Origin of the sequence: Janthinobacterium sp. HH104 (assembly GCF_001758715.1) — a bacterium.
Classification (GTDB): domain Bacteria; phylum Pseudomonadota; class Gammaproteobacteria; order Burkholderiales; family Burkholderiaceae_D; genus Janthinobacterium; species Janthinobacterium aestuarii.
Genome location: NZ_LRIB01000041.1, coordinates 78,753 through 94,707 on the forward strand (window position 1 = coordinate 78,753; position 15,955 = coordinate 94,707).

Below are 15,955 nucleotides of genomic sequence, written 5' to 3' on the forward strand. Positions count from 1 at the left end.
TTTTCATACCCGCGCATATTACTCCCGGCCTTGTAAGGACGGGGCCGGGACAATTGAAATATGGCGATTAATTTCGATTATCTTGACCTGTAATAATTTAAATGGCGGCCACGCCCTTGAAAATCGATATAGAATAATCGCCAGTCAAATGGCGCATTGCCATCCGCCCGACATTCGTCATCGCGAAACTTTACCGGATTATTCCCATGCGTTTAAAACAGGCCGATTCCCGCATATTGCGCAAGCACGGCGGACAAGGCGGCGCCACCTTGCTTGAATTTGCCCTGATAACGCCGGTCTTTCTCATGCTGATAATCGGCATCATCGAATTGAGCATGGCTTATTTTGCCAATATGACCATGCAGCACGCGGTACGCGAAGGCGCGCGTTATGCCGTCACGGGGGCCAAGGACTTTGACCCCGACAGCGCCAACCAGCAGCGCTACCAGGCCGTGATACAGAAGATCAGGGACAGTTCCATGGGCATGTATGACAAGGTCAGCCCCGTGATCGCCGTCAACGGCAGCGATGCCGTCGGCGCCGCCATGTTCGGCCAGGCCGGCGATATCGTCGTCATTTCCGTCGATTGCCGCTGGGCGTTTGCCACGCCGATGATCCGTGCCCTGTTCCGCGATGGGCAGGCGCATTTCGTCGTGGCCGCCACCATGCGCAATGAAAGCTTTGGCGGCCTGTGATGCGCGGCTACTTTCCTGCGCGCGCCCCGCGCGGCATCGCCGCCGTGGAATTTGCCATCGTGCTGCCGCTGCTGGCGCTGCTGCTGTTCATGGTGGTCGATCTGTCACGCGCCATCCAGGCCAAGACCATCTTGCTCAACATCAGCCGCGAAGGCGCCAACCTGGCTTCGCGCTCCACCTCCGACCTGAGCGGATCTAGCCAGGCCATCATGAACGCGCTGGCGGCCAGCACGCCGCCGCTGGACATGAACCAGCGCGGCATGATCTACATCACCAAGATCATGGGCTACACGGCCAAGAGCGGCATGCGCAACATCGTGCTGGAACAGTACCGCTGGGATGCGGGCGCGAAGGCCAGCGGCTACCTGCCCACCAGCCAGGTGTGGCAATGCGGCAGCTGGAGCAATGGCGCGTGCACGGGCATCGCCAAGGACGAGTCCGCCCCCACGGTGGCCTTGATGCGGGACCAGCTGGCCGACGGCGAACTGATCTACGCCGTGGAAACTTTCTACAATTTCGACATGCTGTTCGGCACCTTGAAATTTGGCAACAGCACGACGCCCGTTCTGGGCCCCAACCTCACTTCGATGACGGTATTCTGATGCGCATTCCACACAAGCGGCAAGGCGGGCAAGTGCTGATCATGGTGGCGCTGTCGGCCGTCGTTTTGATCGCCTCGGTGGGCCTGGCCGTCGATTCGGCCCTCGGCTACTTCGTCAAGGCCAAGCTCAACGCGGCCGTCGACTCGGCCAGCCTGGCGGCGGCGCGCGGCGTCACGGCGGGCAGCTCGGAAGAGGAACAGCGGACCAATGCGCGCCAGTCGGCCAGGGAATTTTTCGACATCAATTATCCGGACCAGTTCCTGCTGTCGACGCCGACCCTGCATCCGGTCGGCGTCACGTTCGACAAGGGCACCGTCACCATCGACGTCTCTGCCACCGCCTCGCTGCCCGTCTCGCTGATGGGCGTACTCGGCTTCAAGACCCTGAACGTGGCAGCCAGCGCGCAAACCATCCGCAAGGACCTGGACATGGTGCTGGTGATGGATACCTCGGGCTCGCTGGAAAACAATGCGGACGCCGTGCGGGCGGCGGGCAAGTCCTTCCTGAATAAATTCAATTCCACCGTGGACCGCGTCGGCTTGCTGCATTTTGCCAGCGGCGCGCAGCTCGATCTGCCGATCAAGACAAGCGATCGCGGCTTCGATCGCACGCAGGCTGGCAATGCCATCAATGGCTACAAGTTCGAAGGCGGCACGAATTACTCAGAAGGCATGTGGAATGCTCAGGATCAGCTCAATAGCATCAGCCAGAACAATCGCTCCAGCCTGCGCGTCATCGTGTTCTTTTCCGATGGATCTCCGTCCGCCTTTTCCTCTTACTTTTTCCCCGCTACCACGGGCAATTGCACGAAAGCGGGAGCGCTGGCCGTGTACGACGATTTACCATCGAGCGGTTTTGCGACAGATGGACTGTACCGTATCAATGCAAGCAGCACCAAGCTCGCGCCCGAGACCTATTGCACCAGAAACCTGATCAGTGAATTGCCGACGTGGTATAACGCGCACAATCTTCCCGCCCAGGCCGACGATCCGACGGCACGCGAATTCCCCATCGTGACCACTACGCCGCGTGCGGTGAGCAAAGATATGTCCACCAGAAAACTCCAGTGGACCAATATGCACCGTGCATCGCGCAACCTGGCAGAGGCGATGGCCAGCAAGGCACGCCTGGAAAATACCTACATATTTACTCTGGGCATGGGCGCCGCGCTGAAGGCCAAGGCCGGGCCGGACAATGAAATCGGCGAGGACTTGCTGCGCTGCATGGCCAATACGGCGGATGCACCAAACCGTTGCCGCAAGCCGGCCGAACCCGTGGGCCTGTACTGCTATGCCGCCACGGACAGCGACCTGAGCCCGTGTTTCACGCGGCTTGCGTCAGCCATCCTGCGCATTTCCAGATAAGGCCCGGCCAGCTCCTAGAAGGCGAAGCAGCTGCAGCCCAGGGTGCCCCAGAAGCCGGAAAAATCGCTGACCGGCACGGCCGACTTGTGCGCCCGGTCGTGGGCGTGGGCGTGCACCCCGCAGGCGCCCGCGCACTGGTGCGGCATGGCGGCTTGCACCTGCTTCGCCACGGGCCGGTAATGGCCGGGCACCGTGCGCACGGGCGACCACTCTGGCAGTACGGGAATCGGTGGCGGCGCCAGATTGGTGAACTCCGCCTGACCATAGACGACCTTGCCGCCCACCATGGTCAGCACGGATTCGATCGACTTGATCGCCTCTTCCGGCACCGTGAAATAATCGGCCGACAGCACGGAGAGATCGGCCAGCATGCCCTCGCGGATACGCCCCTTCTTGCCTTGCTCGCTGGAGAACCAGGCGCTGCCCGCCGTCCACAGTTCCAGTGCCGTGTCGCGCGACAGTCTGCCCGCCGCATCCGTCAGCGCCAGGCCGCCCACGGTGCGCCCCGAAACCAGCCAGTACAGCGCCGTCCACGGGTTGTAGCTGGCGACCCGGGTCGCATCCGTGCCGCCGCCGACGGGCACGCCCGCGTCGAGCATGCGCTGCACGGGCGGCGTGGCTTTCGCCGCGTCGGCGCCATAGCGCTCGACGAAGTACTCGCCCTGGAACGCCATGCGGTGCTGGATGGCCAGGCCGCCGCCCAGCGCCTTGACCCGGTCGATATTGCGCGGGCTGATGGTTTCCGCGTGGTCGAACAGCCAGTGCAGGCCGCCGAACGGCGTGTCGCGGTTGACCCTTTCAAACACGTCGAGCATGCGGCTGATCGATTCGTCATAGGTGGCGTGCAGGCGGAACGGCCAGCGCTGCTCGACCAGGTGGCGCACAACCTTTTCCAGTTCGTCTTCCATGCCGGCCGCCAGCTCGGGACGCGGTTCGAGGAAATCCTCGAAGTCGGCGGCGGAAAACACGAGCATTTCGCCGGCGCCGTTGTGCCGGTAAAAATCCGTGCCGTCGCCGGGCTTGATCATGCCCGTCCACTTCTGGAAGTCCTGCAGTTCCGCGCCCTTGTTTTGCGTGAACAGGTTGTAGGCGATGCGGATGGTCAGCTGTTCTTTTTGCGCCAGCTCGTCGACAACGACGTAATCCTCGGGATAATTCTGGAAGCCGCCGCCCGCATCGATGGCGCTGGTGATGCCGAGGCGATTCAATTCGCGCATGAACTGGCGCGTGGAGTTCACTTGCAATTCCAGCGGCAGCTTCGGGCCTTTCGCCAGCGTGGCATACAGGATCATGGCGTTCGGCCGCGCGATCAGCAAGCCGGTCGGATTGCCGGCCGCATCGCGCACGATTTCGCCGCCTGGCGGGTTCGGCGTGTTATTGTCGTAGCCGACGGCGCGCAGCGCAGCGCGGTTCAGCAATGCGCGGTCGTACAGGTGCAGGATGAAGACGGGCGTGTCGGGCGCGGCCGCGTTGATTTCATCGAGGGTCGGCATGCGCTTTTCCGCGAACTGGAATTCCGTCCAGCCGCCCACGACGCGCACCCATTGCGGGTTCGGCGTGCGCAAGGCCTGCTCCTTGAGCATGCGCAAGGCGTCGGCCAGCGAGGGCACGCCTTCCCAGCGCAATTCCAGGTTGTAGTTCAAGCCACCGCGGATCAGGTGCAGGTGCGAGTCGTTCAAGCCGGGAATCACCGTGCGGCCAGCCAGGTCGATCACCTGCGTGGCGGGGCCGCGATGGCGCATCACGTCTTCCACGTCGCCCACGGCGAGAAATTTGCCATCGGCGATGGCGACGGCGGACGCCAGCGGCTGCGTCCTGTCGACCGTGTGGAAACGGCCGTTGAGCAAGATGGTGTTTGCGTGCATGGGAACTCCCGGATCAAATGAAAACACGGCCCCGCCGGCGGGCGGCGGAGCCAAAATCAGCGAAAAATCAATGGCCTTCGCTGGCGTTGAACATCGATTTGGCGTAGATCAGGCCCAGGCCATAGCCGCCGCCGTGCGCCACGGCCGTCGCCACCGTCTCATTGTAGGTCTCGCCGCGGGCCCAGTCGCGCTGCAGTTCCAGCAAGTATTGCACGGACGTCATCGGCTGCGCACCCGCCTGTATCATGCGCTGCATGGCCATCGCATGCGCTTCGTCGGAGACGTCGCCGCTGGCGTCGGCGATCACGTAGACTTCAAAGCCCTGCTCCAGCGCCGACAGCGCGGGGCCGACGATGCAGACGGAGGTCCACAGGCCGGCCAGCACGATCTTGCCCTTGCCGTAGCCATTCACCTTGTCGGCGATGCGCGCATCTTCCCAGGTATTCATGCTGGTGCGGTCGATCGGCGCCTGATCCGGGAAGACGGACTGGATCTCGTCGAAGATCGGGCCGGAGAACGATTTGGCGGCCACCGTCGTCAAAATCGTCGGCACCTTGAATTCCGCCGCCGCCTTGGCCACCAGGGCCGCATTATTGCGCAGCAGGGCCAGGTCGATGGAGCGCGTGGCGAACGCCATCTGCGACTGGTGGTCGATCATGATCAGGGTATGATCGTTCGGGGTCAGCAGTTTTTTGGCGGCTTGGGCGGTGGCGATAGGCATGATGTTTTCCTTAGTGAAAATAATTGAATATAAAAATACGGATGTCGTTATACGGTGCTGCTGCTCCTGCCCTTGCGTCACGCTGTGTGTGCCGGGCCAGTGCTATGCAGTATGGACGAGATACTTTGAAAACAAAAACGGAAAGAATGCCAAGCTATATGCAATTTTTTCGATAATGAAAAATAGCCGCGACAGCAGCCTGTCCTCAAGGAGAAAACATGGGATTTGAATTCAGGATCACGGCCGGCCTGACGCCAGAGCAGCGTCAGCACATCGCGCAGCTGCTAGAGTTGGCGGCGCGCCCGCCCGGCGGCGCCATGCCCGATACCGACGCCAGGCTGACGGACGCCGGCCTGTATGTGTGCCAGCACCTGCGCCCGGAGCCGTGGCACGGCCTGGCCGCCGTGCGCGGCTGGTTTGATACGCACGGCGTGCGCTACACCGTCGGCGAAATTGACAACTAAACGCCTTTTCTTTACTTGCGACATTGCAAACCTGAAACAAAACAGGCGCGTTTTTGCCAGGCTGTTATACTTCGCGTGTGCGGCACATATGACCAGTCCCCTTGCCGCTGTCTTTCGACCCCTAATCTGATTGCCTGCGACTGGCGCCTCACGATGGCGACAGGCCGATCTCACAATAAAGTTACCATGTCCTTTTCCTCCCTCGGATTGTCCGACGCTATCGTACGTGCCGTTACCGAACACGGCTACACCGTACCGACCCCGATCCAGTCGCAGGCGATTCCCGCCGTGCTGGCTGGCGGCGACTTGCTGGCCGGTGCACAAACCGGTACCGGCAAGACGGCCGGCTTCACCCTGCCCGTGCTGCACCGCCTGTCGACGGACGCCAATGGCGCATCCATCACCAGCAACACCTCGACGCGCCCTATCCGCGCCCTGATCCTGGCCCCGACGCGCGAACTCGCCGCGCAGGTCGAGGAAAGCGTGCGCGCCTACAGCAAGTACACCAAATTGAACTCGACCGTGATTTTCGGCGGCGTCGGCATCAACCCGCAAATCAAGCAGCTCAAGCATGGCGTCGACATCCTCGTCGCCACGCCGGGCCGCTTGCTGGACCACATGGGCCAGGGCACGGTCGACCTGTCGAAAGTGGAAATCCTGATCCTCGACGAAGCCGACCGCATGCTCGACATGGGTTTCATCCGCGACATCAAGAAAGTGCTGGCCGTCTTGCCGCCGAAACGCCAGAACCTGCTGTTCTCGGCCACGTTCTCGGAAGAGATCAAGGCCCTGGCCGACGGCTTGCTGAACAAGCCAGCCATGATCGAAGTGGCACGCCGCAATTCGACCGTGGAAGTGATCAAGCAAAAGATCCATCCGGTCGACCGCGACAAGAAGCACCCGATGCTGTCCTACCTGATCAAGTCGAACAACTGGACGCAAGTGCTGGTCTTTACGCGCACCAAACATGGCGCCAATAAACTGGTCGAACAGCTGGGCGCGGACGGCATCGGCGCCCTGGCCATCCACGGCAACAAGAGCCAGTCGGCGCGCACGCGCGCGCTGTCCGAGTTCAAGGATGGCACCTTGCAAGTGCTGGTCGCCACCGACATCGCCGCGCGCGGTATCGATATCGACCAGTTGCCGCACGTCGTCAACTACGACTTGCCGAACATTCCGGAAGACTATGTGCACCGTATCGGCCGCACGGGCCGTGCCGGCGCCAAGGGCGAAGCCGTGTCGCTGGTTTGCGTGGATGAACACGAAATGTTGAAAGACATCGAAAAGCTGATCAAGCAAACCCTGCCGCGCGAAGTCATCGAAGGCTTCGAGCCCGACCTGAACGCCCGCGCCCAGCCTGTGCAATTGCGCAGCGGCACCGGTGGTCACCGCAACAACAGCCGCGCGCCAGCGGGCGCCGTCGTGCGCGTGAAAACCGGCGGCAGCGGCGCCAAGCCACGCAGCGCCGGCCCATCGGGCGGCGGTGGCGGCGGTAACCGCAGCGGCAATGCGCCGCGTTCGGCAGCATCGCACCGTTCCGGCGGTCGCGGCCGTTAATACCCGCGGGTAAGCGTATCGCAGCAATCAAAACCGTTCCAGGACTTGTTTCTGGAACGGTTTTTTCATGCCCGCCACCAATTGCCGATTTGGGCTAGGATAGTGTCCATTGCCCCCACCTGCGTGCCGCCATGCCGAACTTCGCTGCCAACCTCAGCATGATGTTTACCGAACTGCCCTTCCTCGACCGCTTTGCCGCCGCCAGGGAAGCGGGCTTCGATGCCGTCGAATTCCTGTTTCCCTATGCCGTCGAGGCGCGGCAGATTGCCATGCGGCTGGAGCGCCACCATCTGCAGCTGGCCCTCTTCAACTTCCCGCCCGGCGACTGGGAGCGCGGCGAGCGCGGCATTGCCTGCGATCCGCGCCGGGGCGAGGAATTCCGCAGCAACGTGCAGCTGGCGCTCAACTATGCGCTGGCGCTCGGGGCGAAACAGCTGCACTGCATGTCCGGCATCGTGCCGCCCGGCATGAGCCTGGAGCGGGCACGGCAAAGCCTGATCGGCAACCTGCAATTTGCGGCCGACGCCTGCCGTCCACATGGCATCAACGTGTTGATCGAGCCGATCAACCACCACGACATGCCCGGTTACTTTCTGAACCATAGCCAGCAGGCGGCCGACATCATCGCCGACTGCCAGCGCAGCAATATCTTCCTGCAATACGACATTTATCACATGCAGCGCATGGAAGGCGAACTGAGCAACACCATCCGCGCCATGCTGCCCCTGATCCGCCACATCCAGATCGCCGACACGCCGGGCCGTCACGAGCCGGGCACGGGCGAGATCAACTACCGCCACGTGTTCAAGCTGCTGGACCAGGTCGGCTACGCAGGCTGGGTCGGCTGCGAATACCGTCCCGCCAGCGACACCGTTGCCGGACTGGGCTGGCGCGAGCAATTGACGGGCGCCTGATCGCAGCCTGCTTGCGCCCGCACAAGGCGGGTTGCGCAGGCCGGCACGACAATACCTTTCCATACAGTATTTCCTGTCGAGAGGTGACGTGTTTGCCATGCCCGCCCGCCATCGCCGCGCTCTTTACCTGCACCTGTACCTGAGCCTCTTCCTGGCTGCCGTGCTGTGTGGCTGCGCCACGGCGCGCCCCGAGCTGGCGCACGTGCGCGCCCTGGCGGCCGGCACCGATGCCTTGAGCGCCTTCAGCGAACTGTCGCAGCGCCACGTGGACAGCTACCAGCGCACCCGCCCCTATCTGTCGCCGGCCGAAGACGCGCGCGAACGCCTGCTCGATGCGCAGCGCCGCGCCGCGCAGGCGGACGCCGCGCGCCTGGTGCAAGCCGTGCGCCTGTACCTGCAGGCGCTGGGCCGGCTGGCCGATGCCGACGCGTATGACGTGCGGCCGGAACTGGCGGGCGCCGGCGCCGCCATCCGCACTTGGCCGGATAGCGGCATCGACGACCGCCATGTCAGCGCCTATACCCAGTTGCTGCAGCAACTGTCGCGCCTGAGCGGCGCGGCCAGTCAGCAGGCGCACCTGGCGCAAGTGCTGCACGATGGCGACGCGCCGCTGCAAGCCTTGCTGGCCGCGCTCGACAGCTTGCTGGCGCTGTACGACAAAAGCGGCGACAACGAGCGCGACATGGTGCTCGGCTTGCTCGACGTGGAAATCGCGTATGCGGACACGCCGCAGCAGCGCCTGCTGGCCGTGCTGGCGAAAAGCATGCAGCAAAGCAAAACCGAGGAATACCGCCTGGCTGGCTTGCGCCATACCCTGGCGCGCCGGCAACTGGCGGCACTGGGGCGCGAACACGCCCGGCTCGCCGCTACCCTCACCACCACGGAGGCACAATGGACGGATCGGTAGGCAGGAGCAGCAACAGCGAACGCCGCGAAGCGGCCCTCAGCAGCGCCATGCGGGTCGAGCAACTGGCCGACAGCCTGTCGCAGGCGGCCGTCACCCTGCACGGCGCCGTCATGCGCGCCATCCGCAAGCGCGCCAGCCAGGGCGCCGACGGCATCAGCCACAGCCAGGCGCAAGCCGTCTTCGCCCTGGAAGTAGCCTTGCGCCAGCAAGCCAACCAGCTGTATGCCGATGCGGCAGGGCACACGGTGGCAGGGCTGGAGACGGCGCAGCGCCAGCTCAGCGGCCTGCTCGACACGGTACGCCTGCGCATCGCCCGCAACGACGACGTGCGGCACTGGATCAGCCTGGCGACGAGCTTGTTGCACCTGGGCAGCGCCGTGCTCGCCGGCAATCCCGAGCGCATCCTCAGCACCTTGGGCAAGGTGCGTGAGCGGCTGCAAGAGATGGCCCCGGAGTGATTGAAATCGGCCGGCGAGCGCCTATACTGGGACCTCCCCCGCGTGGCAATCGTGCCTGCGGGACGATGACCAGAGGAGACCAAGATGCGTATCGAACCGTATTTGCAATTCAATGGAAACTGCGCGCAAGCGCTCGAATACTACCGCCAGCACCTGCATGGCACGGACCTGTGCCTGATGCCATTCCGGGGCACGCCGGGCCAGGAGCAAGTCAAGGAAGACTGGTATGACAAGATCATGCACGGCTCCGTGCAGCTGGGTCCCACCATGCTGATGGGTTCGGACGGCGGCTGTACCGAGGATGGCGCCAAGGGCATGCACGGCAGCTCGATCTGCCTGACCGTCGATACGCCGGAAGAGGCGGAACGGGCCTTCGACGCGCTGGCGCGTGACGGCACCATCCAGATGCCCATGGAAGAAACGTTCTGGGCCAAGCGCTTCGGCATGCTGAAAGACCAGTTCGGCGTCGCCTGGATGGTCAACTGCCTGAAAGAGCCAGCATAGAACGGCCGCTGCCAGCCTGCGCCGCATCAAACGCGGCGCGGGTGGTAGCGCAAGCAGAGCCGCCAATCTTGGACTACCATGATGGAAGTAACCTCTACCGGGTGATGGCCATGAATGGATTGCCGCAAGACCAGTTGCAGCGCCTGCAGGGCGTGCTGGAGCAACGCAAGCTGGCGTTGCTGGAACAGATCGAGAACGAAGCGGCCGAAGCGGACGCGCGCGCCTCCTTGCTCAATGAAATCGAAGCCTCGCCGGCAGACAACGCCAGCGTGCGCACCTTGAACGCCCTCGTCAGCGAAGCGGCCGAACACAACCTGGCGCAGCTGGCCATCATCAAGCACGCGCTGGCCAAGTTTGCCGATGGCAGCTACGGCCTGTGCGACAACTGCAGCGAAGCCATCGGCCTGTCGCGCCTGAACGCCCGCCCCGAAGCACGGCTGTGCATCGATTGCCAGACGCGGCTGGAAAAAGCCCGGCGCCCGGTACCATAACGGCTGCATGACTGCGCAACAACAAAGGGCAAGGCATCGCTGCCCTGCCCCGTGTTTTCCAGGGTGACTGCCATTGCCTGCCGTCCGCCGCCAGCGTCTGTGCGCCGGCTGGGTGGACGGGTCTCCTCTACTGCCATTGCCTCTGTGCAAGCTGTACGCTTGCTTAACTCATGTGCTGTCCGCCATTGATGGCGATGTTCGCGCCCGTCACAAACGCGGCCTCGTCGGACGCCAGGTAAGCGACCAGCGCCGCCACCTCGTCCGGCTCGCCCAGGCGGCCCAGGGGAATTTGCGGCAGGATCTTCGTTTCCATGATATCGGCGGGCACGGCCGTCACCATCTGCGTGCGCAGGTAGCCGGGCGAGACCGTGTTGACGGTGATGCCGTGGCGCGCCACTTCCAGCGCCAGCGCCTTGCTGAAGCCATGCACGCCCGCCTTCGCGGCCGCGTAGTTGCACTGGCCAAACGCGCCCTTCTGGCCGTTGACGGACGAGATATTGATGATGCGGCCCCATTTATGTTCGAGCATCGGTTCGAGCACCTGCTTGCTCATGTTGAACAGGCTGTCGAGATTGGTACGCATGACCTCGGACCAGTGCGGCAATTCCATCTTGCGCATGCTCTGGTCGCGCGTGATGCCGGCGTTGTTGACGAGCACGTCGATACGGCCGAACTGCGCCAGCACGCTGGCCACGGCCTCGCTGCAGGCAGCGAAATCCGTCACGTCGATGGCCAGCGGATGGAAATAATACTGCTGCGCCTGCTGCTCGTCGAGCCAGCTTGCCACCCGCGCATTGTCCGGCGTATGCGCGGCCACGACGGCAAAGCCCGCCCCATGCAGGCGGCGGCACAAGGCCGTCCCCAGGCCGCCCATGCCGCCCGTGACCAGCGCTACCTTTTGTTCCTTCATGACTGTCTCTCCCCGCTTGTTATGGTTGTTCTGCGTGGCATCAAGTGTAGGAGCAGTTTTTATTGCCAGCCTTGCGCCAGATCAAGTGCTCAGCCTGATGCAGCCGTGCGCGGCCGGCACCCCGGACTGTGCCAGAATGGCCGCTACTGCACAGCGAGAGGACAAGCCATGACGTACAAGACCGTATTGCTCCACATCGACGACAGCGCCGGGCGCGCCGCCCGCATCGAAGCGGCGGCCAGCATCGCCCAGGCTTGCGGCGGCCACCTGACGGGCGTGGCGCTGACGGGCGTGTCGCGCCTGCTGTACCAGAACCAGCCCGACCTCGATGCCGACCCGAACCTGAGCTTGCACCTGAACTTCCTGCGCGACCGGGCCACGCGCGCCCTCGACGGTTTCGAGGCGCAGGTGCGCGCGGCCGGCGTCGCTTCGTTCGAACAGCGCGTGCTCGACGACGAGGCGGCTGGCGGCATCAGCCTGCTGGCCCGCTACGCGGACCTGGTCGTCATCAGCCAATACAATGCCAAGGATAAATCACCGTCCGTGATGCGCGACTTTCCCGCCTATGTGCTGCTGCATTCGGGCCGTCCCGTGCTGATCGTGCCGTATGCGCCGCCGCTGCCCCTGCTGGCGCCGCCTGCGGCCGCGCGCAATGTACTCATTTCCTGGAACGCCAGCAAGGAAGCGAGCCGCGCCGTGAGCGCCGCCCTGCCCCTGCTGCAGCGCGCCGGCCAAGTCCACGTGGCCATCTTCGACGCACAGGTGCATGCCGCCGAGCACGGCGAACAGCCGGGCGCGGAACTGACGCAATACCTGGCGCGCCACGGCGTGGAAGCGCGGCTGCATTTGCTCGATGGCGGTGGCGTGCGGCGCGGCGATATCGGCGAAGCGCTGCTGTCGCAGGCGGCCGACCTGTCGGCCGACTTGCTGGTAATGGGGGCGTATGGCCATTCGCGCCTGCGCGAAACCATCCTCGGTGGCGTCACGCGCACAATTCTGCAAAGCATGACGATCCCCGTGCTGATGGCGCACTAGGGTGTATTGAAAGCGGCGGGCTAGCCGCCCTGCCAGGGCTGGCTGCGGATCTTTGCCACCTGGCGCTGCGCCAGCCACTGCCACAGCTGCAGCGCGTCGTCCTGCGGCAGGGCCGACATGTGGCGCGGACTGGCCAGGGCGATTTCGCAATCGCGGTCCGACCATTCCTCGAAAGTGACTTCGCCTCCGCTAGCGACCTCGACCTGATACATCAAGCCATCGTCGTAACCAAAACGCAACAGGACGGCGGCCGGGCTGCCATCCTGCGCCACGGCTCCGCCGCGGTAGACCTCGGCCAGCGCATCGGCCAGCTGTGCCGGCGAGGGCGCGCAGATGTCGCGCCCATCGGCCCGTGTCAGAATGAACCATGCCTGTGTCATGACGCGACCTCCTATTCATACCCGTTAGCATGCGAGGCAAGTACTACAGGCAGTCACCTTGGTCCAGTGTCACTTCGGGCGCGCGGAAACTATCCCTGTCGGCATTGTTTACCAATAATTACGAATACTAACAAGGATCATACCTAAATTTCATGCAGCGCGGAATTTATGCATATTCCGCGGCTGGCGCGCCGATTCACGCCACCAGCACGGGTATGCTGAGCGGATCGAAATCCAGCCAGTCGCCATTGGCGATCGTGCCTTCCGCTTCCTCGATGTGCTCGGCGCCGAGACGGTGCAAGGTCTCGAGCGCCCGTTCGCGCTCGTCGGGGCCACCGAGCGCGACGGCGATCAGCATGCCCGGATGGCGGGGCTGGCGGCGGTTTTCGCCATTACCCTCGCCATTTGCTTCGGGTTCGCCCGCGTCTTTCATTTTATTGAAACTGTAGAGCGAACCCACATGGGCGCCCACGAGCGCCCCCACCACCGGGCCCAGCGGCCCCGTCGCCAGGGTGGTAGCCGCGCCGATGCCCGCACCGACGGCGGCCCCGACGGCCGCGCCTTCCACTACGCCTTCGGGCGTTTCCTTGGCCCCAGGCGACATGTCGCGGTCGCCGCCAAGCGCGTGCAGATCATGCTGGCCCGGCTGGTTGACAAAGAAGGCGCTGATGCGGCTATCGGGAAAGCCCGCCTGGTTCAGGGCCGCGCGCGCGGCGTCGATCTGCTCCTGCAACTGAAAATGACCTGCGATGATGCGTGACATGATACGGCCCTCCTGGTCGGCTGCTGGCGCACCGTGCGCCGCTTGCCTGGCTAGCGTGCGCTTGCCGCCGGCGAAATACCGTTCGCTTGCGCACACAGCCGCCAATCATGCGGCTGCGCTGTACGGGCTACGGATATCGGACAGGAATTGTTGTGCGCGCAAAGCCCATTAGATGTTCTAAGGCGCCAGCGCCTTCGTCTCGCCAGCGAGGCGGATGATCGCCGCTTTTGCGCCCACGGCGCCCGGATAGCGGGGATCGAGCCGCAGCGCTTGCCGGTAGGCCTCGACAGCCTGCGGGCGCAAGCCTTGCTCGACATAAAACTCGGCCAGGCTATCCTGCAGATTCGCGTCGCGCGGATGCAGGCGGACGGCCGCCTGCAGCACGGCCATGCCTTGCGCCACGGCGCCGCTGCCTTTCAAACGGTAGGCTTCCAGGTTCAGCGCCGCCGGGTTGGCCGCACCGAGCGGATCGCGCTCCAGCGCCAGGCGCAGGGCGGCGAGGGCCGCTTCCGTCTTGCTTGCGCGCAGCAGGGTCAAGCCTTGCAGCGCATGCGCGCGGTCGCTGAGCGGATACAGTTCCACGGCCAGGCGGCTGGCCGCCAGCGCCGCCTCCACCTCGCCGCGCGCGACCGACGCTTGCGCCAGTTCCTGCAGCTCGGGCACGAAATCGGGATAGGCGCGCTGGCCACGGAAGGCCGTGCGCAGCTGGCTATCGAGCGCGGCGATGGATGGGGCCGCGGCCGGCCAGGCGATGGCGGCCGTGCGGTCCCAGCTGCCGGCCAGGGTCATGATGGCTTGCTCGAAGGCAGGGTCGAAACGGGGCAAGGCGCCGGCCTTTGTTCCTTGCGACAACAGGACATAGTCGCGCGCAAACGCCAGCGCGCCGCCGCGCGCGTATTGATTCAAGTCGACGCCCGACTGGCGCAACTGCCCGGCCATACTGGCGCCGGCCGTGAGAAACACGCGGCCGCCTGCGGGATGGCGGGCCGCGTCGATGAAGGCGCGCGCCGCCCTGGCATCGGGCGCCAGCGCTTGCCGGTTGATTTGCGTAAATGCTTCGCGCGTGGCGGCCGCATCGGCATACGGCTGATCCGTGCGCTCCGCGTATGACCTGCCCTCCTCGAACAAGCCTTGCGCCACCTGGTACGCGCGCTGCGCGCCCGCATCGGCGATATACGTGTTCAGCTGCCACGATTCGCCCGTGACGACTTCGAACAGGCGCTGCACGAACGCCTCGGGATTGACGCGCTCGAGGTTGGCGGCGACGGCAATGGTGAGCTTACGCGAGGGAAAACTGTACAGATAGGTGACGGTCTCCGGCTGCTGGCCGCTGTGGGCAATCGCGTAGCGCCCGCCCGTCGGGACGACTTCCCAGCCCATGCCATAGTCCGTCAAACGGCCGGCGCGCGTGGCCATCGGCTGCACCATGGCGGCCACGCTGGCCGCCGACAGTATCTTGCCTTCATGCACGCCCCTGCCGAACGCCAGCATGTCGGGCACGCTGGCGCGCGTGCCGCCGGCGGAAAAGCGGCTGCTGATGTCGACGAATTCCGCATTTTTCCATTCCTTGCCGGCCAGCCGGTAGCCGCGCACGCGATGGGCGATCACGGCGTCGGGGTCATCCATCACGATCGTGTCCATGCCCAGCGGCCCCCATACGTGGCGCCGCATGTAGCCGCCATAGCTTTCGCCCGAGGCGCCCTCGATGACGGCACCCAGCAGGTTGTAGCCGTAGCTGGTGTAGCGGAAGCGCGTGCCCGGTTCGGCGATCAGGTCGAACTGCTCGAAGACGGCGATGGACTGGCGCGTATCCTTGTGCTCCTTGAAGTGCTTCTCCGCCTTGCTGTTACGGTAGGCGTCGATGCCGCCCAGGTGGCCCAGCAACTGGCGCACCGTCACGGGAAACGGTTTGACAGGGAAATACGGCACATACGTTTGCACGGGTGCATCCAGGTCGATCTTGCCCTGTTCCACCAGTTGCAGGATGGCCACCGCCGTCATGGGCTTGGTGACGGACGCGAGCCGGTAGCTGGACCGGGCTGTGGCCGGCACGCGGTTTTCCAGGTCCGCATAGCCATAGCCTTTGACCCATTCCACGTCGCCCTGGCTGAACCCGACGGTCACGCCCGGGATGCGGGCCTTGTCCATGCGCTGAGCGACCCAGCCGTCGAAATCGGCCAGGCGCGCGGCCAGAGCAGCGGAAGGAGCGGATGAGGGAGCGGCGGCGGCTTGCGCCGCGCCGCAGAACAGCGCCAGCGCGCCGGCGAAACCGTAGTATTTGCTGCTTTGCATAATTAATATTCCATGGTGAGGGCCGTGTCCACA

At 64.2% G+C, this 15,955-nt stretch carries 17 protein-coding genes; 11 read left to right on the forward strand and 6 right to left on the reverse strand.

Going from position 1 to position 15,955, the window contains the following annotated elements:
- Window positions 1-206: 206 nt before the first annotated feature.
- The 3 genes from JAB6_RS18935 to JAB6_RS18945 are packed head-to-tail and all read left to right on the forward strand — an operon-like array spanning window position 207 to window position 2,661.
- Window positions 207-695 (forward strand): TadE/TadG family type IV pilus assembly protein, encoded by a 489-nt coding sequence (locus JAB6_RS18935; protein ID WP_070304079.1) that lies wholly within the window; start codon window positions 207-209, stop codon window positions 693-695.
- Window positions 695-1,297, forward strand: coding sequence for a TadE/TadG family type IV pilus assembly protein (locus tag JAB6_RS18940; protein ID WP_070304080.1), 603 nt, complete (start codon window positions 695-697; stop codon window positions 1,295-1,297). The genes JAB6_RS18935 and JAB6_RS18940 overlap by 1 nt, the downstream gene beginning before the upstream one ends.
- Window positions 1,297-2,661 carry a VWA domain-containing protein gene (locus JAB6_RS18945; RefSeq protein ID WP_070304081.1) on the forward strand — a complete coding sequence of 455 codons (1,365 nt, stop codon included), beginning with the start codon at window positions 1,297-1,299 and terminating at the stop codon, window positions 2,659-2,661. Before JAB6_RS18940 ends, JAB6_RS18945 begins: the two co-directional genes overlap by 1 nt.
- 14 nt (window positions 2,662-2,675) lie before the next feature.
- Here the strand turns inward: JAB6_RS18945 and JAB6_RS18950 are convergent, their stop codons facing one another.
- Window positions 2,676-4,526, reverse strand: coding sequence for an amidohydrolase (locus JAB6_RS18950; protein ID WP_070304082.1), 1,851 nt, complete (start codon window positions 4,524-4,526; stop codon window positions 2,676-2,678).
- 67 nt (window positions 4,527-4,593) lie between these two features.
- Window positions 4,594-5,247 carry a hydrolase gene (locus tag JAB6_RS18955; protein WP_070304083.1) on the reverse strand — a complete coding sequence of 218 codons (654 nt, stop codon included), beginning with the start codon at window positions 5,245-5,247 and terminating at the stop codon, window positions 4,594-4,596.
- A 218-nt stretch (window positions 5,248-5,465) separates the two neighbouring features.
- Between JAB6_RS18955 and JAB6_RS18960 the strand changes: the two genes are divergently transcribed.
- The 7 genes from JAB6_RS18960 to JAB6_RS18990 all read left to right on the forward strand — a co-directional run bounded on the left by JAB6_RS18960 (window position 5,466) and on the right by JAB6_RS18990 (window position 10,542).
- Window positions 5,466-5,711, forward strand: a complete 246-nt coding sequence (locus tag JAB6_RS18960; protein ID WP_070304084.1) for a hypothetical protein — start codon at window positions 5,466-5,468, stop codon at window positions 5,709-5,711.
- A gap of 186 nt (window positions 5,712-5,897) precedes the next feature.
- Window positions 5,898-7,268 carry a DEAD/DEAH box helicase gene (locus JAB6_RS18965; protein WP_034758850.1) on the forward strand — a complete coding sequence of 457 codons (1,371 nt, stop codon included), beginning with the start codon at window positions 5,898-5,900 and terminating at the stop codon, window positions 7,266-7,268.
- Window positions 7,269-7,399: 131 nt separating this feature from the next.
- The gene (gene otnI / locus JAB6_RS18970) at window positions 7,400-8,182 is read left to right on the forward strand and encodes a 2-oxo-tetronate isomerase (protein WP_070304085.1); all 783 of its coding nucleotides are present in this window, start codon (window positions 7,400-7,402) and stop codon (window positions 8,180-8,182) included.
- Between the two features lie 97 nt (window positions 8,183-8,279).
- Window positions 8,280-9,089, forward strand: a complete 810-nt coding sequence (locus tag JAB6_RS18975) for a hypothetical protein (protein WP_070304151.1) — start codon at window positions 8,280-8,282, stop codon at window positions 9,087-9,089.
- Window positions 9,074-9,547: a hypothetical protein gene (locus JAB6_RS18980; protein WP_051992001.1), complete on the forward strand. Its 474-nt coding sequence runs from the start codon at window positions 9,074-9,076 to the stop codon at window positions 9,545-9,547. Before JAB6_RS18975 ends, JAB6_RS18980 begins: the two co-directional genes overlap by 16 nt.
- Window positions 9,548-9,631: 84 nt before the next feature.
- On the forward strand, window positions 9,632-10,051 hold the full coding sequence (locus JAB6_RS18985; protein WP_034758858.1) for a VOC family protein: 420 nt from the start codon (window positions 9,632-9,634) through the stop codon (window positions 10,049-10,051).
- Window positions 10,052-10,161: 110 nt separating this feature from the next.
- Entirely contained in the window at window positions 10,162-10,542 is a 381-nt protein-coding gene (locus tag JAB6_RS18990; RefSeq protein ID WP_070304152.1) for a TraR/DksA family transcriptional regulator, read from the forward strand.
- 163 nt (window positions 10,543-10,705) lie between these two features.
- On the opposite strand, the gene phbB is transcribed toward JAB6_RS18990, so the two are convergent.
- Entirely contained in the window at window positions 10,706-11,452 is a 747-nt protein-coding gene (gene phbB, locus JAB6_RS18995) for an acetoacetyl-CoA reductase (protein ID WP_034758859.1), read from the reverse strand.
- 168 nt (window positions 11,453-11,620) lie between these two features.
- Here phbB and JAB6_RS19000 point away from each other — a divergent pair, with 168 nt between their 5' ends.
- Window positions 11,621-12,487, forward strand: coding sequence for a universal stress protein (locus tag JAB6_RS19000; RefSeq protein ID WP_034758861.1), 867 nt, complete (start codon window positions 11,621-11,623; stop codon window positions 12,485-12,487).
- A gap of 20 nt (window positions 12,488-12,507) precedes the next feature.
- On the opposite strand, the gene JAB6_RS19005 is transcribed toward JAB6_RS19000, so the two are convergent.
- The 3 genes from JAB6_RS19005 to JAB6_RS19015 all read right to left on the reverse strand — a co-directional run bounded on the left by JAB6_RS19005 (window position 12,508) and on the right by JAB6_RS19015 (window position 15,922).
- A complete protein-coding gene (locus JAB6_RS19005) occupies window positions 12,508-12,867 on the reverse strand; it encodes a hypothetical protein (RefSeq protein WP_034758862.1) in 360 nt (119 codons plus the stop codon).
- A gap of 196 nt (window positions 12,868-13,063) precedes the next feature.
- Window positions 13,064-13,630, reverse strand: a complete 567-nt coding sequence (locus JAB6_RS19010; protein ID WP_070304086.1) for a glycine zipper domain-containing protein — start codon at window positions 13,628-13,630, stop codon at window positions 13,064-13,066.
- 177 nt (window positions 13,631-13,807) lie between these two features.
- On the reverse strand, window positions 13,808-15,922 hold the full coding sequence (locus tag JAB6_RS19015) for a serine hydrolase domain-containing protein (RefSeq protein WP_070304087.1): 2,115 nt from the start codon (window positions 15,920-15,922) through the stop codon (window positions 13,808-13,810).
- Between the last annotated feature and the right edge of the window lie 33 nt (window positions 15,923-15,955).